Source organism: Streptomyces sp. AM25, assembly GCF_058146165.1.
The window spans coordinates 211,659-235,257 of record NZ_JBKIWN010000008.1; the positions used below are offsets into that span (position 1 = coordinate 211,659).

The following is a 23,599-nucleotide window of genomic DNA, read 5'->3' on the forward strand; positions in this document are numbered from 1 at the left end:
GAAAGAAATGTCTGGCAAGCGTCCACGCGCTGCGTGGGTGGCAGGGCTCCTCGCGGGCTCCATTGCGACTGGAATGCTGACCGGTACAGAGGCACACGCTGTTGTCGGTGATGGGGTCAAAGACGCGAAGTACGCTTTCACGGCGAAGATCGATATCGGCGGTGGTCAGCGCAGCTGCACCGGCGCCTTGGTGGAGAGCCAGTGGGTGCTCACCGCGGCCAGCTGTTTCGCGGACAACCCGTCGCAGGGCTTCCACATCACCGGTGGTGCGCCCAAGCAGAAGACCAAGGCGACCGTCGGTCGCACTGATCTGTCGACCGAGACCGGCACTACGACCGATGTCGTCGAGCTCGTCCCGCGTGGTGACCGAGACCTCGTCATGGTCAAGCTCGCCAAGCCTGTCGGCGGTGTTGCCCCTGTGCCTGTGGGGAGGGTCGCGCCGCGTCAGGGCGAGGAGCTCCGTGTCTCCGGCTACGGCCGTACCAAGGACGAATGGGCACCCGACCGCCTGCAGAACGCAGCGTTCACCGTGGGCTCGGTGTCCGGCTCCACGCTCGAACTGACTGGCAAGTCTGCCGGCGCCGCCGTCTGCAAGGGCGACTCCGGTGGCCCCGCCTTCCGCGAGAAGGACGGGCGCTTCGAACTAGTCGGTATCAACAGCACCTCCCTGCAGGGTGGTTGCTGGGGTGCCGATGAGAGCGAGACCGGTACGGGCGCGGTGGATGCTCGTGTGGACGATGTCGCCGACTGGGTCCAGCAGACCTACTCGCGTACGCTCCTGACCCGCTCGAACTGGAAGCAGGCCACCTACACCGCCTCCGGCTATTTCACCGGCGGTTCCAACGACGGCAAGCGCCGCATGGACCTCTTCGTCGTCTGGAAGGACGGCGAGGCCAGCCTCTTCCAGGGTGCCGACCACGACGATCCCAAGCAGCCCTTCTCGGCCGAGTATCAGATCGAGAAGCCCGGCAGCTACTGGACGCGTGCTCGCGCCGTCACCGGTGGCAAGTTCACCGAGGACGGTTCCGACGGCATCACCGTCCGTTGGGAGAACGGCAAGGTGTCGACGTTCATGCACGTCGACCAGAACGGTGTCCACGACGAGAAGACGCTCCGCCCCGGTGGTGGCGACAACCCGTTCTGGAAGAACGCCCGGCTCATCACGGCCGGCCGTTACACCGAGAACTCCCTGCGCGACGACCTGCTCGTCCTCTGGGAGAACGGTTCGACCTCGATGTACTCCGACATCGGCACCAAGGGCCTCAGCGGCTGGACGCAGCTGACCAAGGCCGACGACGGCTGGAAGAACGCCGCGCAGATCAGTGCCGGTGAGTTCACCGGCAAGAAGACCGCCGACCTCCTCATTCGGTGGAACGACGGTCAGGCGCAGGTCTTCCCCGGTGTCGACACCGCCGGATACCACGGCAGCCGGGTCACCATCCGGCCCGTCGGGTCCGCGTGGAAGAACTCGAAGACGCTGACGGTGGGTTCGTTCACCGCTCCTACCAACCGGCCGAACGACATCCTCATGGGATGGAACGACGGCAACCTCAGCTACTACCCGGGTGTCGACACCGCCGGCACCCACGGCGAGGTTCAGCTCGTCGGCTGAGGCTCAGCACACCATTCGGGCCGCCCGTTCCGACGGGCGGCCCGCCCCCAACCCCCAAGGAATTGCACATGTTCGGCCGCGCCTCGCGCTCCCTCCTGGCCGCAGGGTTTCTCTCCTCCGTCGTCGGTGCGACCGCGCTGACCGTCGCCCCCGCGCACGCCGTCGTCGGTGACGCTGCCAAGGACGGGCAGTTCGCCGCCACCGTCAAGCTCGACATCGGCGAGGGCAAGCGCGGCTGTTCCGGCACGCTCGTCGACGAGCAGTGGGTGCTCACCGCCGGCAGCTGCTTCGCCGACGACCCCAAGGCAGTCAAGGCCGGTGCGCCGGAGCTCAAGACCACCGCCACCGTCGGACGCGCTGACCTCGGCACCGAGGCCGGGCAGGTCCGCGACGTCGTCGATCTGATCCCCCGCGCCGACCGCGACCTCGTCATGGCCAAGCTCGCCGCCCCCGTCACCGACGTCGCCCCCGCGAAGCTCGCCACCAGCGCCCCCGCCAAGGGGGACGAGCTGAGCATCGCCGGGTACGGGCGCACCAAGGACGAGTGGGTGCCGGACCGCGTGCACTCCGGTGCGTTCGGCGTGGACGCCGTGAAGGGTGCCGCCCTCGACGTCATCGGCAAGCAAGGTGCCGTCTGCAAGGGCGACACCGGTGGTCCCGCCCTCCGCACGAAGGGCGGGCAGCAGGAGCTGGCCGGCGTCAGCAGCACCTCCTGGCAGGGCGGTTGCTTCGGCAACGAGGACGAGACCCGCAAGGGTGCCGTCGAGAGCCGTGTCGACGACGTCAACCACTGGATCCAGCAGGTCCGTTCGCTGCCCAAGCGCTCCATGACCGCCACGGGCGACTTCGACGGCGACGGCAAGACCGACCTCGCGATGCTGGTGGACTACGGTCCGTCCAAGGACGGCCGTAACCGGGCTGCGCTGTGGGTCTACACCGCCGACGGCAAGGGCGGCTTCAACGAGCCGCGCACCGTGTGGGAGTCCGGCGCCAAGGACAGCTGGAACTGGGAGGCGAGCAAGCTCGTCGCCGGTGACTTCAACGGTGACGGCAAGACCGACATCGGCATCACCTACGGCTACGGACAGGGTGCCGACGGCCGTGTGCAGACCGCTGTGTGGACCTTCGCCGGCAAGGCAGGTGGCGGCTTCGAGGCGCCGCGCAAGGTCTGGAACAACGGACTGTAGCCGTTGTCCCGTTGTGGGGCCGACGCCTGATTCCGTCGGGCGTCGGCCCCGCGCAGTTCCCGCGCCCCCTAACGGGGCGCGGTTCCCCTTAGCCGAGGACCCCATGAAGTTCGCCACCCCCCGCACCCGCCGCGGCCTTTGCGGGGTCGCCCTCGCCGCCTCGCTCTCCACGGCCGCGGCCGCCGGGCCGCTCACCGCCAGTGCCGGTCAGGCGGCCCCCGGGCAGGACAGCCCGCAGGCTGCACCCTCGCGTGGTGTGCCCAACCTCGCGCTGCCCGACCTCCGCAAGCCCGGTGTGCAGCCGGGGCCTTCCGCAGCCGGCGACGCCGGGATTCCTGCGACCGCCCTGGACGCGTACAAGAAGGCTGCCGAGGCCCTTGCCGGCAGCCAGCCCGGTTGTCACATTCCCTGGGAACTGGTCGCCGGTATCGGGCGGGTCGAGTCCGTGCACGCCTCGGGGTACGGGCTGCGCGAGGACGGGTCCACCGCGACGCCCATTCGCGGGCCCCGGCTCGACGGGAAGGAGTTCGCGCTCATCCGCGACACCGACGGCGGGCGCTGGGACGGGGACACCGAGTACGACCGGGCCGTCGGGCCCACCCAGTTCATTCCCTCCACGTGGGCTTCCTGGGGTGCCGACGGCAATGGCGACGGGGTCAAGGACCCCAACAACATCTACGACGCCGCCCTCGGCACCGCCCGTTATCTCTGCACCGGGGACCGGGATCTCAACAATCCCGCCGACCTCGACAAGGCCGTCCTCAGCTACAACAATTCGCGTGAATACGTGAACGCCGTGCTGCAGTGGATGCGGACGTACCAGGGCGGCAACGCCACCGCGATTCCCAATGACACTTCGGCCACCCCGTACCGGCCCGATCCGGGGGTTCGCAGGACCGTGGCCACGTCGATCAAGTCCGCTTCCGGCAGTGGGGTTTCGCGGCCGGTCACCACCACCCCCGCACCCCGGCCCAAGCCGGACCCCGAGCCGAAGCCCGACCCCGCCAAGCCCGATCCCAAGCCCGATCCGCGGCCCGTCCCCGACCTCACCCCCGTCCGGCTCGACGCCCTCGGGCCCGGTCGGCTCGACACCGAGACCGGGCAGGTGCTCCCGGACCCGTTCCGCGTCTGGGCCGGCAACCGCAGCGGGCAGGGCGTCCCCCGGCAGGACGTCACGTTCGAGATCACCGGCACCGACGCCCGGTTCCCCGGTGGTGCCAGGAGCGTCACCGTCGGCACCGACGGGCACGGCATCGCCGTCGCCCCGCCCCTCCACACCGGCGAGCGGCCCGGCAGCTTCACGGTCAAGGCCCGGGCCGGCGGCCGGGAGGCCGGGTTCCGCGTGGATCTCCGGCTCGCTCCCACCGCCACCGCCGATGCCCTCCGCGTGGTCGACGAGAAGTTCGACGAGAAGCCTCTGCAGGCCGTCGTCGGCGCCGAGTTCCCAGGCCCCGTACGCATCAAGGCCACCCGCTACGGGCAGCCCGCCCTCGGGACCCGGATCACCGCGACCCTCACCGGCAGCGGTGACGACCTGCCGTATTTCGCGGACGCGGACGGTAACCCCGTCCGTACCCTCGCCCTTCCCGGACCGGACTCCGGCGGCATCGTGACGATGCCCGCCCTCCACGCCGGCCGGACCCCGGGCATCTACGTCCTGCGCCTCTCCACCCACGAAGGGGTCACGCTGGACGTCCCGTTGACGGTCGCCGCACCCTGACGAGGCTTGGCCTACAGTTTCGAGCCGCCCGTGGCGTCGATCCGCTGCCCGGTGATCCAGCGGCCCGCGTCGGACGCGAGGAAGGCGATCACGTCGGCGATGTCCTGCGGCACGCCCATCCGCTGGAACACGGAGAAGGACGCCAACTGCTCCCGCGCCTCGGGGGACTGGCGTATCGCCGCGTTCATGTCCGTCTCGACGAATCCGGGCGCCACGCAGTTGACCGTGATGCCCCGGCCGCCGAGTTGCTGGGCCAGGGCCAGGGTCATGACGTCGACGGCGCCCTTGGTCATCCCGTAGACGATGGCGTCGGGGAAGGCGTGGCGCGTCACCGCCGAGGTGAGGTTGATGATGCGGCCGTTGTCGCGCATGCGCTCCAGGCCCTGCTGGATGATGAACAGCGGGGCCTTGGCGTTCACGGCGACGAGGTCGTCGAAGTGCTCGGGGGTGACGTCGGCGATCCCTCGCATCGTGCCGTCGGCCGCGTTGTTGACGAGGATGTCGAGGCCGGGTTCGGCGCCGAGCTCCTTCAGGCCCGCGTCGAAGGCGGCGTACAGCTCCGTCGCGGCGTCGGGTCCGGCGAGGTCCGCGCGGACCGGGAAGGCCCGGCCGCCCTCCGCCTCGATCGCGGCGGCGGTCTCCCGCGCCGCTGCCTCGTTGCTGCCGTAGTGGACGGCCACGAGCGCGCCCTGACGGGCGAGTTCCTCGGCCGTGCAGCGGCCGATGCCGCGGCTTGAACCGGTGACGAGCGCGGTCTTGCCCTGCAGTGCACCCATGAGTGATGCGTCCCCCGTGATTGATATGTGTGCCGATGCGGCCGGTTCGGTTCAGTCCGTCAGCCGGCCCCGCGTCCGCTCTCGACCATGTTGCGGCGGGTGTTAACAAACCGGTCGGTCAGTATCTTACGTCGCCTCCTCGTGGTCGGCGGTGAACCCCGCCCGGAGAGAGCGGGGTTCACCGCCGGACGACGTCAGCCGCGCGAGGCGGAACGGCGGCGGGCCGCGACCACCATGCCGGTGCCCGCCACGAGGGCGGCGGCGCTGCCGGCGATCAGCCACGGCGTCTCGCTGCCCGCACCGGTGGAGGCCAGCTGCGCGGTGTCACCGCTGCCGGAGGCGGTGTTGCCGCCACCGGTCGCGGGGGCGGGGCTGGGGCTCGCGGAGGCGGAGGCGGAAGCGCTCGCGCTGGTGCTCGGGCTGGGCTTGGGGGAGGCGGAGGGGTCCTGCCCGGCCGGGGAGGGGGAGGCCGTGGCCTTGCCGCTCTTGTCGCTCTGGTTGCTCTTGTCGCCGCCGTGCGTGGCCGGTTCGGGCGCGGGGGAGGGGGAGGGGGGCTGGGCCTCGACGGTGATGTGGGGAAGGCCCTTCTGCACCACGCCGGAAGCCTCCACCTTCACATGCGCGGAGGCGGGCCGCGGGAAGTCGGCGCCCAGCTTGATGTGCATCGTGACGGTGCGCTTGGCGCCCTTGTCGAGCTTGCCGTCCTTCACGGTGCCGGACACGGTGCCGTAGGGGGCGGAGGGGTCGAGTACCGGGTGCCACTTGCCTTCGGTGTCCTGGTACTCCAGTTCGGCCTTGCCGGCCTTGGGGTGGTCCTTGCCGTCGCGCACGGCCTTAAGGGTGAAGCGGAGCGAGAATTCCGCGACGTCCTCCCCCTGGGTGTTGTCGATGTCGAACGAGAACTCCGCCCAGTTCTCGGACCCGGTCACGAGCTTCTCGGGGAAGTGAGCAGTCAGGGTGGCCTTGGCCTCCTGTTCCGTCTGCTGCGTGGTCGCGCCGGCCGTGTCCTTCTCCGGCTCCGTGACCGTCCGGGCCTGCGACTGCCCGGTGTTGACGTCGTCGGCCGACGCCGGCGTGGCGAGGAAGACGGCAGGGGCGAGGGAGACGGCGGCCGCGACCGTCGCTATTCGGGACAGCTTCATGCGAGCAACCTCTGCGTGTGACGAGACGGGACACTTGGTACGGGGGTGATGGTAATGGCCGTATAAGCGCCGCACGGTGCAGATCACACTTACTGGCGGTACGGCCCGCCGCCCGGTCCCCGGACCGTGCGGGCGTACCACCCCGGTCCGACGCCCACGATCCGCTTGAAGTTCCGTGCCAGGTGCGACTGGTCGCAGAAGCCCGTGCTCGCGGCCACCGCGGGCGCGGCCCGGCCCTCCAGCAGGAGGCGGCGGGCGCGGTCCACGCGGCAGGCGGTCAAGTACTGGTGGGGGGCGATGCCGAACTCGCGGCTGAACGCCCGGACGAGGTGGGCGGGATGGGCGTGCAGCAGGTTCGCCGCCTCCTGCAGGGACAGGCCTTCGGGGACGCGGTCGTCGAGGAGGTCGCGCAGCCGGTGGGCCAGGCCGCTCTGGTCCGGGCGGGGCGGGGGGACGCGGCGGCCCAGATGTCCCAGGATGCGTTCGCAGATGAGGGCGAGGCGGGAGTCCGCCTCCAAGTCCTCGCCGGGTTCGGCCAGCACGGTGTGCAGTTGATGGATGCGGCGCCGCAACAGCGGGTCGGCCAGCGCGGGTCCGTCCACGGCCCGGCCGATGTGCTCCACGCCCAGCACGTCCGCATCCAGGTACAGGACCCGCTTGCGGAACCCGTCGGGTGTCACCGCGCAGCCGTTGTGCGGCACGTGCGGCGGGAGCAGCGTGACCAAGTCGCTGAGGGCGCCGTGCTCGTGGCGGTCCAGGTCGTACCGGACCATGCCGTCGTCGACGATCAGGAGCGTCCACGTGTCGTGCGCGTGCATGGGGTAGACGTGGTCGGTGAAGTGGGCGTGGAGGACTTCGGCGACCCCGGCCACGGCCGGCCGCCACGCCGTGAGCTCGGGGCGGGCAACCACGCAAAGATCGTACAAGACCCGGGTCGTTGGGCCCGGTCACAATCCTGTGCATGGAAACCGAGAACGCCCCTGTTCGCTTCGACACCAAGATCGCGGTCCTGCTGCGCGACGACCTGTATGCCTGGCAGCGCCTGAACGTCACGGCCTTCCTGGTCAGCGGTATCGGCACCGCGCTCCCCGAGGTGATCGGCGAGCCCTACGGGGACGCCGACGGCACGGAGTACCTGTCGATGTTCCGGCAGCCGGTGCTCGTCTTCGAAGGCTCGAAGGAGCTTCTGACGGCGGCGCACGGCCGGGCCCTGGGCCGCGGGATCCCGCTGTCCGTCTTCACCTCGGACCTGTTCACGACCGACAACGACCGCGACAACCGCGCCGCGGTGCGCGCCGTGGGCAAGGACGGGCTCGACCTGGTCGGCATCGCCCTTTACGGGCCGCGCAACGGTGTGGACAAGGTGCTCAAGGGCGCCAGGATGCACCCCTGAACCGGCACGTCCGCCGGATGTGACGCCCCATCAGGGGCGGCTGGGCCGCGGGGGTGCCGAGCCGTCCCTGATGCGGGTGGCGCTGCTCCGCCGGCCGCTGCAGCCGTGCCACGCTGCATTGTCCCGGGGGCAACCCCCGGCCCCCCGGCCGGTCCGCTGCTGGCCGCGTTACTCCGCCGGCCGCTGCAGCCGCGCCACGAACTTGTAGCGGTCTCCCCGGTACACCGACCGCACCCACTCCACCGGCCGGCCCTCCGCGTCGAGCGAGTGGCGGGAGAGCATCAGCATCGGCAGGCCCACGTCCGTGCCCAGCAGGCCCGCCTCGCGCGGGGTCGCCAGGGACGTCTCGATGGTCTCCTCCGCCTCCGCCAGATGCACGTCGTAGACCTCCGCCAGCGCGGTGTACAGCGACGTGTACTTCACCAGGCTTCTGCGCAGCGCCGGGAACCGTTTCGCCGAGAGGTGGGTCGTCTCGATGGCCATCGGCTCGCCGCTCGCCAGCCGCAGGCGTTCGATGCGCAGGACGCGCCCGCCCGGCACGATGTCCAGCAGCCCGGCCAGCCGGTCGTCCGCGGTGACGTAGCCGATGTCGAGGAGCTGTGAGGTGGGCTCCAGGCCCTGGGCGCGCATGTCCTCCGTGTAGGACGTCAGTTGCAGCGCCTGCGAGACCTTGGGTTTGGCGACGAATGTCCCCTTGCCCTGGATGCGCTCCAGCCGTCCCTCGACGACCAGTTCCTGCAGGGCCTGCCGCACGGTGGTGCGGGAGGTGTCGAACTCGGCGGCGAGGGTGCGCTCCGGCGGCACGGGAGTGCCGGGGGGCAAGGTTTCGGTCATCTCCAGCAAGTGACGTTTGAGGCGGTAGTACTTGGGAACGCGAGCCGTCCGCGCACTGCTCGCGGCGCCGCCGCTCTCCGCCGTACCACCCTCGGTTGCCATGGCGTGCCTTCCCGAGTCCGATCCTGCTGCCGTCACCGGCTCCTCCGTTTATCGCGGTCACATGGTGGCACGGGCAGAGCCCGAGGGGCCCGGGGACGACCGGGCCGGCCTCAGGTGTCGGTCCGGTAACGGAGCCGACAGCGACTCTTATACACCCTTGACACCCCAAAAGGTCTAGGCCAAGCTGCGGGCACTGGTCTAAACCATTAAAGACCACAATCAGTCCTTGGGGAGAGTGCTGTGAAGCGAGGGCTCATAGCGGCGACCGGTGTCGCGGCAATGTTGGTGAGTGTTGCTGCCTGTGGGTCCAGCGACAGTGACAAGGATTCGGGCGGAAACGGTTCCCGGGCCAAGAGTCTGACCGTCTGGTTCATGGATGGCTCGAATCCGCCGGGCTGGACCAAGTCCGTACAAGCCGAATTCGAACAGAAAACGGGCGCCAAACTGGACATCCAGGTCCAGAAGTGGGACGGCATCCAGCAGAAGCTCACCACCGCGCTCTCCGAGTCCACCCCGCCGGACGTCGTCGAAGTGGGCAACACCCAGACCTCCTTCTACGCCCAGACGGGCGGCATTGCCGACCTCGGCGACCTCAAGAAGGAGATCGGCGCCGACTGGACCGATTCCCTCAACAAGCCGTCCGTCTTCGAGGGCAAGCAGTACGCCGCACCCTGGTACGCCGCCAGCCGCGTCGTCATCTACAACAAGAAGATCTGGGCCGACGCCGGCATCACGGACACGCCGAAGACGCGCGCCGAATTCTTCAAGGACCTCGAGGCCATTCAGAAGAAGGGCGACGCCGAGCCGCTCTATCTGCCCGGCCAGAACTGGTACTTCTTCGACGGCCTGACCATCGGCACCGGCGCCGACCTGGTGAAGAAGGACGGCAGCAAGTACGTCTCCAACCTCGGTGACCCCAAGGTCGCCAAGGCCATGGACATCTACAAGCAGTACCAGGCCTTCAGCAAGGCCCCCAAGGACAAGGACGAGGCCACCCCGCAGCAGGCCGACGTCTTCGCCAAGGGGAAGACCGGCGCCTTCATCGGCATGGGCTGGGAGGCGGCCACGGCCGTCAAGGCGAACCCGGAGATCGAGAAGGAGATCGGCTACTTCACCATTCCCGGTGAGACGGCCGACAAGCCCGAGGGCGTCTTCCTCGGCGGCTCTAACCTCGCCGTCGCCGAGGGCGGCAAGAAGAAGGAACTCGCCAAGGAATTCCTGAAGATCGCCCTCTCCGACAAGAACGAGGCCGCGCTGTCCAAGGAGGTCGGCTCGATCCCCAACAAGGACTCCCTGCTCTCCAGCGTCAAGGGCAACCCGGCCGCCGAGGCCGCGGCGCCCGCCGCCAAGGGCGGCGGCACCACCCCGCTCATCCCCGAATGGGCCGCGGTGGAGAACGCGCCGAACCCCGTCAAGGCGTACATGACGGCCGTCCTCGAAGGAAAGTCCGCGGACGAGGCGGCCAAGCAGGTGGAGGGCGACATGAACAAGCGCCTCAGCCAGAAGCAGTGATCCGACGGGGTTGTGCGGTGCGAACCGCACAACCCCGGCACCACGCAGCACAGTTCTACAGGGGAGAAGGCGGACGACGATGTCAGCTCAGACCGAAGAGGCGGCGGCCGGGACCGCCCCCCGGAACAGCAAAGGCGGCGCCCCGCCGCCCGGCACATCGGCGAAGAGAGCCGCAACCGCCGCTCCGTACCTGCTGATTCTCCCCGCGGCCGCCGTCATCGTCCTGCTGCTCGGCTGGACGCTGGTGAAGAACGGCATGCTGTCGTTCCAGAACCTCAACCCGCGCCAGCTGATCCGGCACGTCACCGAGTGGAACGGCGGCGAGAACTACACCAAGACACTGGGCAGTTCCGAGTTCTGGCACGTCACCGGCAGGTCCGTCGCCTTCACCGCGGCCAACGTCGTCCTCATCATGGTGCTCGGCTGCCTCGTCGGACTGCTGCTCGCCCGGCTCGGCAAGAGAATGCGGCTGCTGCTCTCGCTCGGCCTCGTCCTCGCCTGGGCCATGCCGGTCGTCGCCGCCACCACCGTCTTCCAGTGGCTCTTCGACCAGCGCTTCGGCGTCGTCAACTACGTGCTGGACCGGCTCGGCTGGCACTCCATGCACGGCTACAACTGGACCAGCGGCCAGCTCTCCACCTTCTTCGTGATCACCGTCCTGATCGTCTGGCAGTCCATCCCCTTCGTGGCGATCAACCTCTACGCGGCGACGACCACGATCCCCAAAGAGCTCTACGAGGCCGCCTCGCTGGACGGCGCGGGCACCTGGGCGAAGTTCACCTCGGTGACCTTCCCCTTCCTCAAGCCCTTCTTCCTCGCGACGACGTTCCTCGAAGTCATCTGGGTCTTCAAGGCGTTCACCCAGGTCTTCGCGATCAACGAGGGCGGCCCCGACCGGCTCACCGAGACGCTGCCGGTCTACGCCTTCGTCGAGGGCATGGGCAACCAGCACTTCGGCATGGGCGCCGCGATCTCCATCCTCACCATCGTGATCCTGCTCGTCCTGACCGCGTACTACCTGCGCATCGTGCTCAAGCAAGAGGAGGACGAACTATGAGGCGTCTTGTCCTCAATCGCCGGACGGGCTCGGGCTCACCGCTCGGCCGTGTCTGGCCCGGGGCGACGGCGGCCGTCCTCTTCGTCGTCTTCGTATTCCCCGTCTACTGGATGTTCGCCACGGCCTTCAAGGCCAACAAGGACATCGTCAGCGACACCCCCGTCTGGTTCCCGAAGGCGCCCACGCTCGACCACTTCACCAAGGCCGTGCACGCCGACGGCTTCTGGACGTTCGTCGGCAACTCCTTCACCGTCACCCTGATCGCCGTCGGGCTCTCGCTCGTCATCGCGCTGCTGGCGTCCTTCGCCGTCGCCCGCATGCGCTTCAAGGGGCGCAAGAGCTTCATCCTGGTGATGATGATGGCCCAGATGGCCCCCTGGGAGGTCATGGTCATCGCCTACTACATGATCGTGCGCGACGCGGAGATGCTGAACAGCCTCGTGCCGCTCACCGCCATCTACACGGTCATGGTGCTGCCCTTCACCGTCCTGACGCTGCGCGGCTATGTTGCCGCCGTGCCCAAGGAGCTGGAGGAGTCCGCCATGGTGGACGGCTGTACGCGCACGCAGGCGTTCGTGCGGGTCATCTTCCCGTTGCTGGCGCCCGGCCTGATGGCCACCTCGCTCTTCGGCTTCATCACCGTCTGGAACGAGTTCCCGATGGTCCTGATCCTCAACAAGGACCCCGGCTCCCAGACGCTGCCGCTCTGGCTCACCGGCTTCCGCAGCACCTTCGGCGACGACTGGGGCGCCACCATGGCCGCCTCCTCGCTCTTCGCCGTACCCATCCTCGTCCTCTTCGTCATCCTCCAGCGCAAGGCGGTCGGAGGCCTCACCTCCGGCGCAGTGAAGGGTTAGCACTGCATCCATGGACACGCTCACGCGCGACGCCCTGACCGTCCTCCAGCCCGGTTTCACGGGCACCACCGCCCCCGGCTGGCTGCTGCGCCGGCTCGGCGAGGGCCTGGCCTCCGTCGGCCTGTTCGGGCGCAACATCGACTCGCCGGAACAACTGGCCGCACTGACCGCGCAATTGCGCGCGGAACGGGACGACGTCCTCGTCGCCATCGACGAGGAGGGCGGCGACGTCACCCGCCTCGAAGTCCGCACCGGCTCCTCCTTCCCCGGCAACCTCGCCCTCGGCGCCGTCGACGACACCGGGCTCACGCGGGCCGTCGCCCGCGAACTCGGCCGCCGGCTCGCCGCCTGCGGCGTCAACCTCAACTGGGCGCCCTCCGCGGACGTCAACTCCGACCCCGACAACCCGGTCATCGGCGTGCGGTCCTTCGGCGCCGACCCGCAGCTGGTCGCCCGGCACACCGCGGCCTACGTCGAGGGCCTGCAGTCCGCCGGGGTCGCCGCGTGCACCAAGCACTTCCCCGGGCACGGCGACACCGCCGTCGACTCGCACCACGACATGCCGCGCATCGACGCGGACCTCGGCACGCTCCACGCCCGCGAACTCGTGCCGTTCCGGGCCGCCGTGGCCGCCGGCACCAAGGCGGTGATGAGTGCGCACATCCTGCTGCCCGCCCTCGACCCGAGCCTGCCGGCCACGCTCAGCCCGGCCGCGCTGCACGGGCTGCTGCGGGCGTCCGTCGCGGACGGCGGTCTGGGCTTCGACGGCCTCATCGTGACGGACGGCATGGAGATGCAGGCCGTCGCGGCCGCCTACGGCATCGAGCGCGGCAGTGTCATGGCCATCGCCGCCGGCGCCGACGCGATCTGCGTCGGGGGCGGGCTGGCCGACGAGGACACCGTGCTGCGGCTGCGCGACGCGCTCGTCGGCGCGGTGCGCGCCGGGGAACTGCCGGAGGAGCGGCTCGCCGACGCGGCGGCGCGGGTACGGGCGCTGGCAGCGGCGACGCCGGCCGGGGCGGCGGTCGCCCCGGCACCGGACATCGGACTGGAGGCCGCCCGCCGCGCGCTGCGGGTCACGGCTGCATCGGACTGGAAGCCGCTGGACGGGGCCGCGTACGTCGCGGCGTTCGCGCCGGTGGCGAACATCGCCGTGGGCGACGAGACGCCGTGGGGCGTCGGTGCCGAACTGGCCCGGCTGCTGCCGGGCACGACGACGGCCACGTACGGCCCCGGGTCGGACGCGGCCACGGTGCCGGCCGCCGCCGGGGACCGCCGCGTGGTGGCCGTCGTCCGGGACGTGCACCGCCACCCGTGGATGGCCTCGGCCCTGACCGCCCTGCTGGCGGCCCGCCCGGACACGGCGGTCGTGGAGATGGGCCTCAACCAGGCGCCTCCGGCGGGGGTCGTGCATGTGGCCACCCATGGCGCGGCGCGCGTGTGCGGAACCGCTGCCGCGGAGGCGTTGGTGCGGCGCGCTGCTTGAACCGGGCCCTCGGTCGGGTTCACAGGGCCTGCCGGCCCCATGAACCCGCCGCAGCGGCGCTCGGCCGCGACGGCAGGGGCGAAGGGGCGGCCGCGGCCCCTTCGCATCCCCCTACAGGCCCTGCCAGGCCGGCTTGTTGGCGTACGTGTGGCGGAAGTAGTCCGCCAGCTTCAGCTTCGAGGCGGCAGCCTCGTCCACCACCACCGTCGCATGCCGGTGCAACTGCAGTGCCGACGCCGGGACCAGAGCCGACACGGGCCCCTCCACGGTCTGCGCGACGGCATCCGCCTTGCCCTCGCCCGTCGCGAGCAGGACCAGGTGGCGGGCCTCCAGGATGGTGCCGATGCCCTGGGTGATGACGTGGTGCGGCACCTGGTCGATGTCGCCGTCGAAGAAGCGCGCGTTGTCGACGCGCGTCTGCTCCGTCAGCGTCTTGATGCGGGTGCGCGAAGCGAGCGAGGAGCACGGCTCGTTGAAGCCGATGTGCCCGTCGGTGCCGATGCCGAGCAGCTGCAGGTCCACACCACCGGCCTCGGACAGCGCGCGGTCGTACCCCTCGCAGGCGGCCTGGACGTCCTCGGCGGTGCCGTCGGGGCCCATGAACGAGCCCTCGGTCAGGCCGAGCGGCTCGACGACCTGGCGCAGCACGGTGGAGCGGTAGGACTCGGGGTGGTCCGCGGGCAGTCCGACGTACTCGTCGAGCTGGCAGATGCGGGCGCGCGAGGCGTCCACGGCACCGGTCCGGACCTTGGCGGCGAGCGCGTCGTAGATGGGCAGCGGCGTCGAGCCGGTGGCCACACCGAGCAGGGCATCGGGCTTGCGGCGCAGCAGAGCGGCCATGGCCTCGGCGATGATCTCGCCGCCTGCCTGGGCATCCGGGACGATGACAACTTCCACGCTGGGCCTGCCGATCTGAAGAGGGTGGTATAGACCAATTCTCAATGTAGCAGAACGGACATGAACCGCCTGATGGGCGACGGGGTGGCTGCGGCGCACGGCCGGGACCCTCGGCCCGGCCGCGCACCGCGGCCGGCTCCGCCCCCTGTGCGGGAGGGGCGGGCTCTTTACCTTTTCATTGTGGACTAGACCATTCGACGGTGTCCATGACCGACGGACGACTTCTCCGCGAACTTCCGGCGGCCTGCGGGCGGTGGACGCCCGGGTAGGCTCGGACCGTGCCGTCCATGAACGATCTCGTACGCCAGCACACCGCGCTCGACGACTCGGACCTCGAGTGGCTCCACCTGCTGGTCTCGGAGTGGCAGCTGCTCTCCGACCTGTCCTTCGCGGATCTCGTCCTGTGGATCCCCACCCTGGACGGCACCCGCTACGTGTCCGTGGCCCAGATGCGGCCCAACACCGGTCCGACCTCGTACCAGAACGACATGGTCGGCCACCTGGTGCCGCGCGGCCGCCGGCCGATGCTGGACGCCGCCCTCGACGAGGGCCGCATCGTGCGCGAGGGCGACCCGGAGTGGCGCGAGGAGGTGCCGGTCCGGGTGGAGTCCATCCCGGTCCGCCGCGAGGGCCGGGTCCTCGGCGTGATCGCCCGGAACACCAATCTGCTGACCGTGCGCACCCCCAGCCGGCTGGAGCTCACCTACCTCCAGAGCGCCTCCGACCTCGCCCAGATGATCGCGAACGGCACCTTCCCCTTCCCGGGGCAGCAGGTCGACATGGACGCCTCGCCGCGCGCCGGCGACGGGCTGATCAGGCTCGACGCCGAGGGGATCGTCCAGTACGCCAGCCCGAACGCACTGTCCGCCTATCATCACCTCGGCCTGGCCGCCGATCTCGTCGGGCATCATCTGGGCGAGACCACCGCTCAGTTGGCGCCCTCGCGCACCCCGGTCGACGAGGGCCTGGCCAAGCTCGCCAGCGGCTGGGCGCCGCGCGAGTTCGAGGTCGAGGCCAACGACGGGGTGATCCACCTGCGGGCCATCCCCCTCAAGCCCAAGGGCGCGCACATCGGTTCGCTCGTACTGCTGCGCGACGTCACCGAACTGCGTCGGCGCGAGCGCGAGTTGATCACCAAGGACGCCACCATCCGGGAGATCCACCACCGGGTGAAGAACAACCTCCAGACCGTGGCCGCCCTGTTGCGGCTGCAAGCGCGCCGGATCTCCTCGACAGAAGGCCGCGAGGCGCTGGAGGAGGCCGTCCGCCGTGTCGGTTCGATTGCGATCGTGCACGAGACGCTGTCGCAGAACCTTGACGAGCGCGTGGAGTTCGACGAGATCGCCGACCGGGTCCTGGCCATGGTCGCGGAGATCTCCCCGGGACGCGTCCGCACCCGGCGCACCGGCCGTTTCGGGGTGCTCGACGCCGAGGTCGCCACCCCGCTGTCGATGGTGCTGACCGAACTGCTGCAGAACGCCCTGGAACACGGCTTCGGTCCGGGCGAGTCGGGAACCGTCGAGGTCACGGCCGTGCGCGGCGGCACCCGCACCGACTCCCGGCTGCTGATCTCGGTGCAGGACGACGGGCGCGGGCTGCCCGAGGGCTTCGACCCGCAGCAGGCCGGCAACCTGGGCCTGCAGATCGTACGCACCCTGGTCGAGGGGGAGTTGGGCGGAACGTTCGACATGCTGCCCGCTTCCGGGCAGGGCACGCGCGTCACCCTCGACATCCCGGTGCGCGCCGAGAAGCCCTGATCCGCACCGCGCACAGCACCGCACACAGCACTGAGCCCCGGACCTGAATCCCAGGTCCGGGGCTCAAAGCTTCACTGTGCTGATGCACTCCCGGATGCCAGGGGAGCTCCGGGGGTACTGCGCGCTGCGGCTCGGGGGCCGAGGGCCGTCGTCAGACGGTAGGGGGTCAGGCGGTCGCGTTGCGCGCCCGGTTACGGGCAGCGCGGCGCTTCATCGCGCGACGCTCGTCCTCGCTGAGGCCACCCCAGACGCCGGAGTCCTGACCGGACTCGAGCGCCCACTGCAGGCACTGCTCCATGACGGGGCAGCGGCGGCAGACGGCCTTGGCTTCCTCGATCTGCAGCAGCGCAGGACCGGTGTTGCCGATGGGGAAGAACAGCTCGGGGTCTTCCTCGCGGCAAACGGCGTTGTGACGCCAGTCCATGGCTGCTCCATCTCCTCGTGTTACGGCTACGTGGCTTGTGAATGTGAACGCTTTCACGAATCCCCCCGCAAGGGAAGGGCCGACTGCCAGTCGCAAGACTGGTGTGGTCCAGGAAGTAAAGGAGGGGGTTCGGGCTTTCAGAGGAAGCCTTGATGGAGGGCTGTCCCGATCGCCATGAAGAGACTCGCAAACCTCGGCGACGGATACAACCCCTTCCGGAAAGTTTTTTTTGATTCCTCGGTGTCGGCTAGGTCACAGCCGTACTTCCAGGGGGTGCAACCCAGTCTAAACGTTCGAGTGGAAGGACTTTAGCCCCTGGCACTCACACAATCACACGCAGTGCACGGCGAACGCCTGTGAACGTCACGCTCGTGCGCAGTCCGAGGTGGTCACCGTCCATCTGGAATGGGAGGGGAACCTGCGAATGCAAGGTGAACGAGTCCTGGTCATGCAGTGACACAGCGTGCTTGCCACGTGGCCCGCGTTCGGGGGTGGACATGAGCAGCTGGGTGCCGTGGCGGCCGGCCGTCAGCGTGCTCAGCTTGGTGAATCCGAGCACGTCAAGGGCGGTGTCGAAGGAGGCGTCCGGCAGTGCGTAGACCGGGCGGTTGCCCAGATAGGTCCACGGGGCCGTGTTGCAGATTATCGACATGACGAGATTGCGGAGTGGCTCCTCGCCAGGTCGTTCGAGGGTGATCGTGCCCTGCCTGCGGTGGTGTTCGCCGACGAACTGACGGGCCACCTGTCGCACGTACAGGGAGTGGGTCGAACGCTTGCCGCGCTCGCGCTGCTGCTCCACCCGGCCGACGACCCCCGCGTCGAAGCCGAAGCCCGCGCAGAAGGTGAACCAGCGCTCCGGGACGCCCTCGTCCTCGGTGCCCGGGGTGCCGGCCGCCAGACCGAGGCCGACCGTGCGTTCGCTGCCGTCGCGCAGCGCGTCCAGCAGGGCGCCCGTCGCCTCGACGACGTCGTTGGGCAGGCCCAGCGCACGGGCGAAGACATTGGTGGACCCGCCGGGCACCACCGCCAGCCGCGGCAGCTGCTCCGGGGCGGGGCCCGCGTGCAGCAGGCCGTTGACCACCTCGTTGACCGTGCCGTCGCCGCCGAGCGCGACCACCAGCTCGGTGTTCCCGCTGTCCACGGCGGCCCGGGCGAGGTCGCGGGCGTGCCCGCGGTACTCGGTGGTGGCGACCTCCAGCTTGAGATCGCTGGCCAGGGCGTGCGCCAGGACATCACGGGTACGGGCACTGGTGGTGGTGGCCGAGGGGTTGACCACGAGAAGCGCACGCATGCGCGCCAGCCTACCTACCTGCCGGTACATGAACGGTCCCAGGTCGGCCTTTTACGAGCAGGCCTACAGCTACCCTGCTGGGGTGAGCAGCAAGCAGTCCGCCCCGAAATCCGCCCGTACGACCCAGGCGGGGAGCACGCCCCCCGTGCCCGCCGGGCCCCGGCCGCGCCGGCTGACGGCGGCCGCCGTGCTGTCCGGCGCCGAAGGGGCCGTGCTCGTCGCCGGCGGGGTCTATCTGCTGGTCATGGGCCTGCTGGGGCGGCCGGACAGCCCCCGGCAGGCGGAGATGGGCGGGCTGACCGTGCTGGCCCTCGCCGCGCTGCCGCTGGTGGCGGCGCGCGGGCTGTGGCTGCGGCGGCGGTGGAGCCGGGGGCCGTCACTGGCGACGCAGATCATGGCGTTGCCGGTCGCCTGGACGCTCGGTAATGCGGGCGGTGCGATGATCGCGGCCGGGGTCGCGGTTGCGGCTGTCGCCGTGACCACGCTGGTGTTGCTGGTCAATCCGACCGCCACCGAGGCGCTCGGGATCGGGCCTCGGGACGTCTAGCGCTTCGTCGGCTGCGGGTCGGTCGTGGCTGATCGCGCCCACGCGGCGGAGCTGCATATCCAGCACGAGCCCCGCGCCCTTGTCGGGGCGCGGTTCCCGTCACTCCTCGATCAGCAGGCGGTCCCTCAGCTGGGCCAGGGTCCGGGCCAGCAGGCGTGAGACGTGCATCTGGGAGATGCCCACCTCCTGGGCGATCTGGGACTGGGTCATGTTGCCGAAGAAGCGCAGCAGCAGGATCTTCTTCTCCCGCGGCGGCAGGTCCTCCAGCAGGGGTTTGAGGGACTCCCGGTACTCGACGCCCTCCAGCGCCTCGTCCTCCGCACCGAGGGTGTCCGCCACGGCCGGGGACTCGTCGTCCGTGTCCGGCACGTCCAGCGAGAGCGTGCTGTAGGCGTTCGCGGACTCCAGGCCCTCCAGCACCTCCTCCTCGGAGATGCTCAGGTGCTGGGCCAGCTCGTGCACCGTGGGCGCGCGGCCGTGCCGCTGGGAGAGCTCGGCGGTGGCCGTGGTCAGGGCGAGCCGCAGCTCCTGGAGCCGGCGCGGCACCCGCACCGCCCAGCCCTTGTCGCGGAAGTGCCGCTTGATCTCGCCGACGACCGTGGGCGTCGCGTACGTGGAGAACTCCACCCCGCGCTCCGGGTCGAACCGGTCCACCGACTTGATCAGACCGATCGTGGCGACCTGGGTGAGGTCGTCCAGCGGCTCGCCGCGGTTGCGGAACCGCCGGGCCAGGTGCTCCACCAGCGGCAGATGCATCCGCACCAGGTGATTGCGCAGCTCGGCCCGCTCCGGCGAGCCCTCGGGCAGCGCGCGCAGCTCGACGAACAGGGCCCGGGCACCGCTGCGGTCGTGCGGATCGCCGTGCTGCTGCTGGAGTTGATCCATGTGGTCCGCCCGCTCTGACGGGTCGCCCGCCTGGACCGGCAGCGGCCGGGCAGGCTGCTGCGGGATGGCCGGGGTACGCACTCCCCGCGGTGACGCAGTACTCACGGAGCCCCCTCTTCCGTCACGGCTGCCCGGGGCCGGCGCCGCGCTTCTTGTGCAGGCTGATGCTGACCGTGCGGTCCTCGGCGACGGTGGAGTCGACCTCGCCGGCCAGGGCGGAGAGCACCGTCCAGGCGAAGGTGTCGCGCTCGGGCGCGCGGCCGTCGGTGGTGGGTGCCGAGACGGTCACCCGGAGCGCGTCCCCGACGAGGCGGAAGACGCAGCTGAGGACGGAGCCCGGAACGGCCTGCTGGAGCAGGATCGCGCAGGCCTCGTCGACGGCGATGCGCAAGTCCTCGATCTCGTCGAGGGTGAAGTCCAGACGGGCCGCGAGGCCGGCTGTCGCCGTCCGCAGCACCGACAGGTAGGCACCCGCAGCGGGCAGCCGGACTTCCACGAAGTCCTGGGTCGTCCCAGGCTCGCCTGCGATGGGGGACACCCTCACCTCCAAGGTGGCACAAGCTTCTTGAGCTCTAACGGGGCCCGGTCCCGCGGCCCCCCGGCCGGCGGCGGACGGGGGAGATGCGGGCCGGTGCGGCACATGGTCCGGCTGAGACGCTATCGCGATCTGCGGTTCTGCGCCGCAGCCCCGCAACTGTCACTCATGGTAAGCCCATGAGTACGCACAGTGGCTAGGGTCGTGCGGTCTCAAATCGAAAGAGAAATCGCCCTGTTGGGATTTTCGTCACTCTGCGCGAGCGCCGCAAGAGTCTGGAGCGGCTCTCCCGACATCCGGTGCACCGTCCACTCGCTCATGGGCTCGGCGCCGAGCGACTTGTAGAAGGCGATCGAGGGCTCGTTCCAGTCCAGCACTGACCATTCGAAACGCTCGTAGCCGCGGTCCGTGCAGATCCTGGCGAGGGCTGCGAGGAGTGCCCTGCCGTGGCCCGCGCGGCGCGCGTGCGGCCGGACGTAGAGATCCTCCAGGTAGACACCGTGCGTGCCCGTCCAGGTGGAGAAATTGCGGAACCAGAGCGCGAAGCCGACCGGTTCGGGCGCCGTTTCGTCGCTCTCCGCTATCAGGGCGAAGGCCGCCGGGTGCTCCCCGAAGAGCGCCTCGTGCAGCTGCTCCTCGGTCGCCCTCGCGTGCTCCAGCGCCCGTTCGTACGCGGCGAGTTCGCGGATCATCGCGTGGACGGCGGGCACGTCGCCGGGCGTCGCGGATCGGATCATGTGTGCATGCTAGCGGGCCCCGCCGACAGAGCCCCGGAAACCGGCGCCCTCGCCGGGGGCACGCGCGGGGGCGTGCGGGCGGCGCCCGCGCCGGGGGACGGCGCTCAGACGAGGTGCCGGTCCACGAAGCACCAGCGCCAGCTCTGCCCCGGTTCGTGACTGCGCATCACCGCGTGGCCGGTCTCCTCGAAATGTCCCGTGGCGTGCCGGTACGGCGAGGAGTCGCAGCAGCCGACGTGCCCGCACACCAGGCACATCCGCAGCTGCACGGGGTGGCTGCCGGCTCTCTCGCACTCCGGGCAGGTGGCACTCGCCGGCTCCGGCTCGGGGCGCGGCAGCGCATCGACATGCGTGCACTCGATCATGATTGCCAGCGTAGTTCGCACGCTCGCAGACTCCGAGGGATGTCCGGACACATGAATGTCATGCCGCTGCTGCTGCTGGTCGCCGGCAGCACCGCCGTCGCGGGCGCCGCCCGCCGCACCCCCGTGCCCGCGCCCCTGCTGCTCGTCGCCGCGGGGCTGGTCGCCTCGTACGTGCCGGGCGTGCCGGACTACACGCTCGAACCGGACGTCGTGCTGCCCCTGGTGCTGCCGCCGCTGCTGCACACCGCCGCGCTCGACAGCTCGTACCTCGACCTGCGGGCCAACTGGCGGCCGGTCGCCCTGCTCTCGGTCGGGTACGTGCTCTTCGCGACGCTCGTCGTCGGGTACGTGGCGTTCCTCGTCGTGCCCGGGCTGCCCGCCACGGCGGCGCTCGTGCTGGCCGCCGTCGTCGCCCCGCCGGACGCGGTGGCCGCGACGGCCGTCGCGCGGCGCCTGGGGCTGCCGTCGCGGCTCACGACGATCCTGCAGGGCGAGTCCCTGGTCAACGACGCGACCGCCATCACCGCCTACCGCGTGGCCCTCGCCGCCGCGGTGGGCGCGGGCGCCACCTGGGCCGAGGGGGCCCGGGAGTTCGCGGTCGCCGCGGTCGGCGGCATCGGCGTCGGCCTGGTCCTCATGGTGCCGCTGCACTGGCTGCGCAAGCGGCTGCGCGAGCCGCTGCTGCAGAACACCCTCTCGCTCCTCATCCCGTTCGTCGCCTACGGCGCCGCCGAGGAGGTCGGGGCGTCCGGCGTGCTCGCCGTGGTCGTCGTCGGCCTCTGGACCGGACACCGGTCCTGGCAGGTCGACTTCGCGACCCGGCTGCAGGAGGAGGCCGTGTGGCGGATGGTCGCCTTCGTCCTGGAGTCGGCCGTCTTCGCCCTCATCGGCCTCCAACTCCCGGTCGTGCTGCGGGGGCTGGGGACGTACGGGCTGGGGTCGGCGGCCTGGTACGCGGTGGTGGTGTTCGCGGTCGTCGTGGCGACCCGCTTCGTGTGGGTCTACCCCGCGGCCTTCGTCCCGAGGGCGCTCTTCCCCGGGATCCGCGAGCGCGAGCCCGACACCGACGCCCGCGGCGTGTTCGTCATCGGCTGGGCCGGCATGCGCGGCGTCGTGTCCCTCGCCATCGCCTTCTCGATCCCCGTCACCACGCACAGCGGGGCGCCGTTCCCGGCGCGGAACCTCATTCTCTTCCTGGCGTTCACGACGGTGATCGGCACCCTGGTGGTGCAGGGCCTGACCCTGCCGCCGCTGATCCGCCGGCTGCGCCTGCCGCGCCCCGAGGCGGAGGCGCTGACGCTGGTCGAGGCCCAGGCGCAGAGCGAGGCGTCCACGGCGGCGGAACGGCGGCTGGAGGAACTCCTCGCGGACGAGCGCAACGCCCTGCCGTCACCGCTCGCGGACCGCCTGCGCGCCGTTCTGGAACGGCGCCGCAACGCCGTGTGGGAACGGCTGGGCGTCGTGGACGAGCAGACGGGGGAGTCGGCGGACGACGCGTACCGGCGGCTGACGCGCGAGGTGATCGCCGCGGAGCGGGGGGTGTTCGTACGGCTGCGGGACGAGCGGCGGATCGACGACGAGATGTTGCGGGTTCTGCTGCGCAGGCTGGACCTTGAGGAGGCGGGGGCCTACCGCGAGGAGGGGTGACCTGCGGGTCGACCGTGGTTGCTCGCGCAGTTCCCCGCGCCCCTTACGGGGCGCGCCTCACCCCGTGATGACGGCCACCACCGTGGAACCGGGTACGAAGGCCCCTTCCTCGGCCAGTGCCGTGAGCCCGTACAGCATCTTCGCCACGTACACCCGCTCCACCCGCACCCCGTGCCGCTCCCCGAAGTCCGCCGCGAACTCCTCCAGCTCGGCGGAGGTCTTCGCGTAGCCCCCGAAGTGGAAGCGTTCGTCGAGCTGCCAGTCGCCGCGCCGTCCCCCGAACGCCTCGCACTGCAATCGCTCCACCTCGGCGCCCAGGAACCCGCCCTTCAGCACCGGAAATCCGATCGCCCGCTGGCCTGCCGCCAGACCGGCCGCCAAGCCGGCCAGCGTGCCCCCGGTCCCGCACGCCACCCCCACCACGTCCGCCACTCCACGCAACTCCCGCCCCAGCGCGGTGCAGCCCTGCGCGGCGGCCGCGTTGCTGCCGCCCTCCGGGACGACGAACGCCCCTTCGGGGGCCAGCCGTGCCAGCACCTCCGGTTCGGCCTTGCGCCGGTACGTTCCCCGGTCGACGAACCGCAGCTGCATCCCGTCCGCCGCGCACTGCGCGAGCGACGGGTTGAGCGGCCGGTCCGCCAGTTCCTCGCCCCGTACGACGCCCACCGTGGCGAAGCCGAGCAGCCGGCCGGCGGCGGCCGTGGCGCGCAGGTGGTTGGAGTAGGCGCCGCCGAAGGTGAGCAGGGTGGGCCGCCCGGCCGCCGCCGCGGCGGCAGCGTGGACGAGGTTCGGCTCCAGCTTGCGCCACTGTGCGTCCAGAGACCGGAGGTTGATCG

General features: G+C 70.5%; 23 protein-coding genes. 11 read left to right on the top strand and 12 right to left on the bottom strand.

Annotated elements, in window-relative coordinates:
* Positions 1–73 precede the first annotated feature (73 nt).
* The 3 genes from ACLHRZ_RS12585 (at position 74) to ACLHRZ_RS12595 (ending at position 4,519) form a co-directional block, all read left to right on the top strand.
* The gene (locus ACLHRZ_RS12585; RefSeq protein WP_490418444.1) at positions 74–1,612 is read left to right on the top strand and encodes a S1 family peptidase; all 1,539 of its coding nucleotides are present in this window, start codon (positions 74–76) and stop codon (positions 1,610–1,612) included.
* 68 nt (positions 1,613–1,680) lie between these two features.
* The gene (locus ACLHRZ_RS12590; protein ID WP_490418445.1) at positions 1,681–2,799 is read left to right on the top strand and encodes a trypsin-like serine protease; all 1,119 of its coding nucleotides are present in this window, start codon (positions 1,681–1,683) and stop codon (positions 2,797–2,799) included.
* A gap of 103 nt (positions 2,800–2,902) precedes the next feature.
* Entirely contained in the window at positions 2,903–4,519 is a 1,617-nt protein-coding gene (locus ACLHRZ_RS12595) for a lytic transglycosylase domain-containing protein (RefSeq protein WP_490418446.1), read from the top strand.
* 11 nt (positions 4,520–4,530) lie between these two features.
* On the opposite strand, the gene ACLHRZ_RS12600 is transcribed toward ACLHRZ_RS12595, so the two are convergent.
* The 3 genes from ACLHRZ_RS12600 to ACLHRZ_RS12610 form a co-directional block, all read right to left on the bottom strand.
* Positions 4,531–5,295: an SDR family oxidoreductase gene (locus ACLHRZ_RS12600; RefSeq protein WP_490418447.1), complete on the bottom strand. Its 765-nt coding sequence runs from the start codon at positions 5,293–5,295 to the stop codon at positions 4,531–4,533.
* A gap of 194 nt (positions 5,296–5,489) precedes the next feature.
* Positions 5,490–6,437: an LAETG motif-containing sortase-dependent surface protein gene (locus tag ACLHRZ_RS12605; protein WP_490418448.1), complete on the bottom strand. Its 948-nt coding sequence runs from the start codon at positions 6,435–6,437 to the stop codon at positions 5,490–5,492.
* Positions 6,438–6,526: 89 nt separating this feature from the next.
* Complete coding sequence (locus ACLHRZ_RS12610; RefSeq protein WP_490418449.1) at positions 6,527–7,348, bottom strand: helix-turn-helix transcriptional regulator; 822 nt, start codon at positions 7,346–7,348, stop codon at positions 6,527–6,529.
* A 50-nt stretch (positions 7,349–7,398) separates the two neighbouring features.
* Here ACLHRZ_RS12610 and ACLHRZ_RS12615 point away from each other — a divergent pair, with 50 nt between their 5' ends.
* On the top strand, positions 7,399–7,830 hold the full coding sequence (locus ACLHRZ_RS12615; RefSeq protein ID WP_490418450.1) for a DUF2000 family protein: 432 nt from the start codon (positions 7,399–7,401) through the stop codon (positions 7,828–7,830).
* A 168-nt stretch (positions 7,831–7,998) separates the two neighbouring features.
* Here the strand turns inward: ACLHRZ_RS12615 and ACLHRZ_RS12620 are convergent, their stop codons facing one another.
* Complete coding sequence (locus ACLHRZ_RS12620; protein WP_490418451.1) at positions 7,999–8,766, bottom strand: GntR family transcriptional regulator; 768 nt, start codon at positions 8,764–8,766, stop codon at positions 7,999–8,001.
* Between the two features lie 240 nt (positions 8,767–9,006).
* Here ACLHRZ_RS12620 and ACLHRZ_RS12625 point away from each other — a divergent pair, with 240 nt between their 5' ends.
* From ACLHRZ_RS12625 to ACLHRZ_RS12640, 4 genes are all read left to right on the top strand, one after another.
* Positions 9,007–10,278 carry an extracellular solute-binding protein gene (locus ACLHRZ_RS12625; protein WP_490418452.1) on the top strand — a complete coding sequence of 424 codons (1,272 nt, stop codon included), beginning with the start codon at positions 9,007–9,009 and terminating at the stop codon, positions 10,276–10,278.
* A gap of 79 nt (positions 10,279–10,357) precedes the next feature.
* Positions 10,358–11,335: a carbohydrate ABC transporter permease gene (locus tag ACLHRZ_RS12630; protein WP_490418453.1), complete on the top strand. Its 978-nt coding sequence runs from the start codon at positions 10,358–10,360 to the stop codon at positions 11,333–11,335.
* Positions 11,332–12,192, top strand: coding sequence for a carbohydrate ABC transporter permease (locus ACLHRZ_RS12635; RefSeq protein WP_490418454.1), 861 nt, complete (start codon positions 11,332–11,334; stop codon positions 12,190–12,192). Before ACLHRZ_RS12630 ends, ACLHRZ_RS12635 begins: the two co-directional genes overlap by 4 nt.
* A 10-nt stretch (positions 12,193–12,202) precedes the next feature.
* On the top strand, positions 12,203–13,678 hold the full coding sequence (locus tag ACLHRZ_RS12640) for a glycoside hydrolase family 3 protein (RefSeq protein WP_490418455.1): 1,476 nt from the start codon (positions 12,203–12,205) through the stop codon (positions 13,676–13,678).
* A gap of 111 nt (positions 13,679–13,789) precedes the next feature.
* Here the strand turns inward: ACLHRZ_RS12640 and nagB are convergent, their stop codons facing one another.
* A complete protein-coding gene (gene nagB / locus ACLHRZ_RS12645; protein ID WP_490418456.1) occupies positions 13,790–14,575 on the bottom strand; it encodes a glucosamine-6-phosphate deaminase in 786 nt (261 codons plus the stop codon).
* A gap of 287 nt (positions 14,576–14,862) precedes the next feature.
* Here nagB and ACLHRZ_RS12650 point away from each other — a divergent pair, with 287 nt between their 5' ends.
* Positions 14,863–16,332, top strand: coding sequence for a sensor histidine kinase (locus ACLHRZ_RS12650; protein WP_490418457.1), 1,470 nt, complete (start codon positions 14,863–14,865; stop codon positions 16,330–16,332).
* A 166-nt stretch (positions 16,333–16,498) separates the two neighbouring features.
* Here the strand turns inward: ACLHRZ_RS12650 and ACLHRZ_RS12655 are convergent, their stop codons facing one another.
* On the bottom strand, positions 16,499–16,756 hold the full coding sequence (locus ACLHRZ_RS12655) for a WhiB family transcriptional regulator (RefSeq protein ID WP_004937597.1): 258 nt from the start codon (positions 16,754–16,756) through the stop codon (positions 16,499–16,501).
* Positions 16,757–17,078: 322 nt separating this feature from the next.
* On the bottom strand, positions 17,079–18,047 hold the full coding sequence (locus ACLHRZ_RS12660; protein ID WP_490418458.1) for a diacylglycerol/lipid kinase family protein: 969 nt from the start codon (positions 18,045–18,047) through the stop codon (positions 17,079–17,081).
* 82 nt (positions 18,048–18,129) lie between these two features.
* Here ACLHRZ_RS12660 and ACLHRZ_RS12665 point away from each other — a divergent pair, with 82 nt between their 5' ends.
* Positions 18,130–18,594, top strand: coding sequence for a hypothetical protein (locus ACLHRZ_RS12665; RefSeq protein WP_490418459.1), 465 nt, complete (start codon positions 18,130–18,132; stop codon positions 18,592–18,594).
* A gap of 99 nt (positions 18,595–18,693) precedes the next feature.
* Here the strand turns inward: ACLHRZ_RS12665 and ACLHRZ_RS12670 are convergent, their stop codons facing one another.
* The 4 genes from ACLHRZ_RS12670 to ACLHRZ_RS12685 form a co-directional block, all read right to left on the bottom strand.
* The gene (locus ACLHRZ_RS12670; RefSeq protein WP_490418460.1) at positions 18,694–19,584 is read right to left on the bottom strand and encodes an RNA polymerase sigma factor SigF; all 891 of its coding nucleotides are present in this window, start codon (positions 19,582–19,584) and stop codon (positions 18,694–18,696) included.
* A 16-nt stretch (positions 19,585–19,600) separates the two neighbouring features.
* Complete coding sequence (locus ACLHRZ_RS12675) at positions 19,601–20,017, bottom strand: ATP-binding protein (RefSeq protein ID WP_126915983.1); 417 nt, start codon at positions 20,015–20,017, stop codon at positions 19,601–19,603.
* A gap of 209 nt (positions 20,018–20,226) precedes the next feature.
* Positions 20,227–20,751 (bottom strand): GNAT family N-acetyltransferase, encoded by a 525-nt coding sequence (locus ACLHRZ_RS12680; protein WP_490418461.1) that lies wholly within the window; start codon positions 20,749–20,751, stop codon positions 20,227–20,229.
* Positions 20,752–20,855: 104 nt separating this feature from the next.
* Positions 20,856–21,116 carry a UBP-type zinc finger domain-containing protein gene (locus ACLHRZ_RS12685; RefSeq protein WP_490418462.1) on the bottom strand — a complete coding sequence of 87 codons (261 nt, stop codon included), beginning with the start codon at positions 21,114–21,116 and terminating at the stop codon, positions 20,856–20,858.
* A gap of 51 nt (positions 21,117–21,167) precedes the next feature.
* On the opposite strand from ACLHRZ_RS12685, the gene ACLHRZ_RS12690 reads away from it, so the two are divergent.
* The gene (locus tag ACLHRZ_RS12690) at positions 21,168–22,763 is read left to right on the top strand and encodes a Na+/H+ antiporter (RefSeq protein ID WP_490418473.1); all 1,596 of its coding nucleotides are present in this window, start codon (positions 21,168–21,170) and stop codon (positions 22,761–22,763) included.
* Between the two features lie 57 nt (positions 22,764–22,820).
* Here the strand turns inward: ACLHRZ_RS12690 and ACLHRZ_RS12695 are convergent.
* The coding region (locus ACLHRZ_RS12695) for a 1-aminocyclopropane-1-carboxylate deaminase/D-cysteine desulfhydrase (protein ID WP_490418463.1) at positions 22,821–23,599 on the bottom strand (779 nt) is incomplete at its 5' end.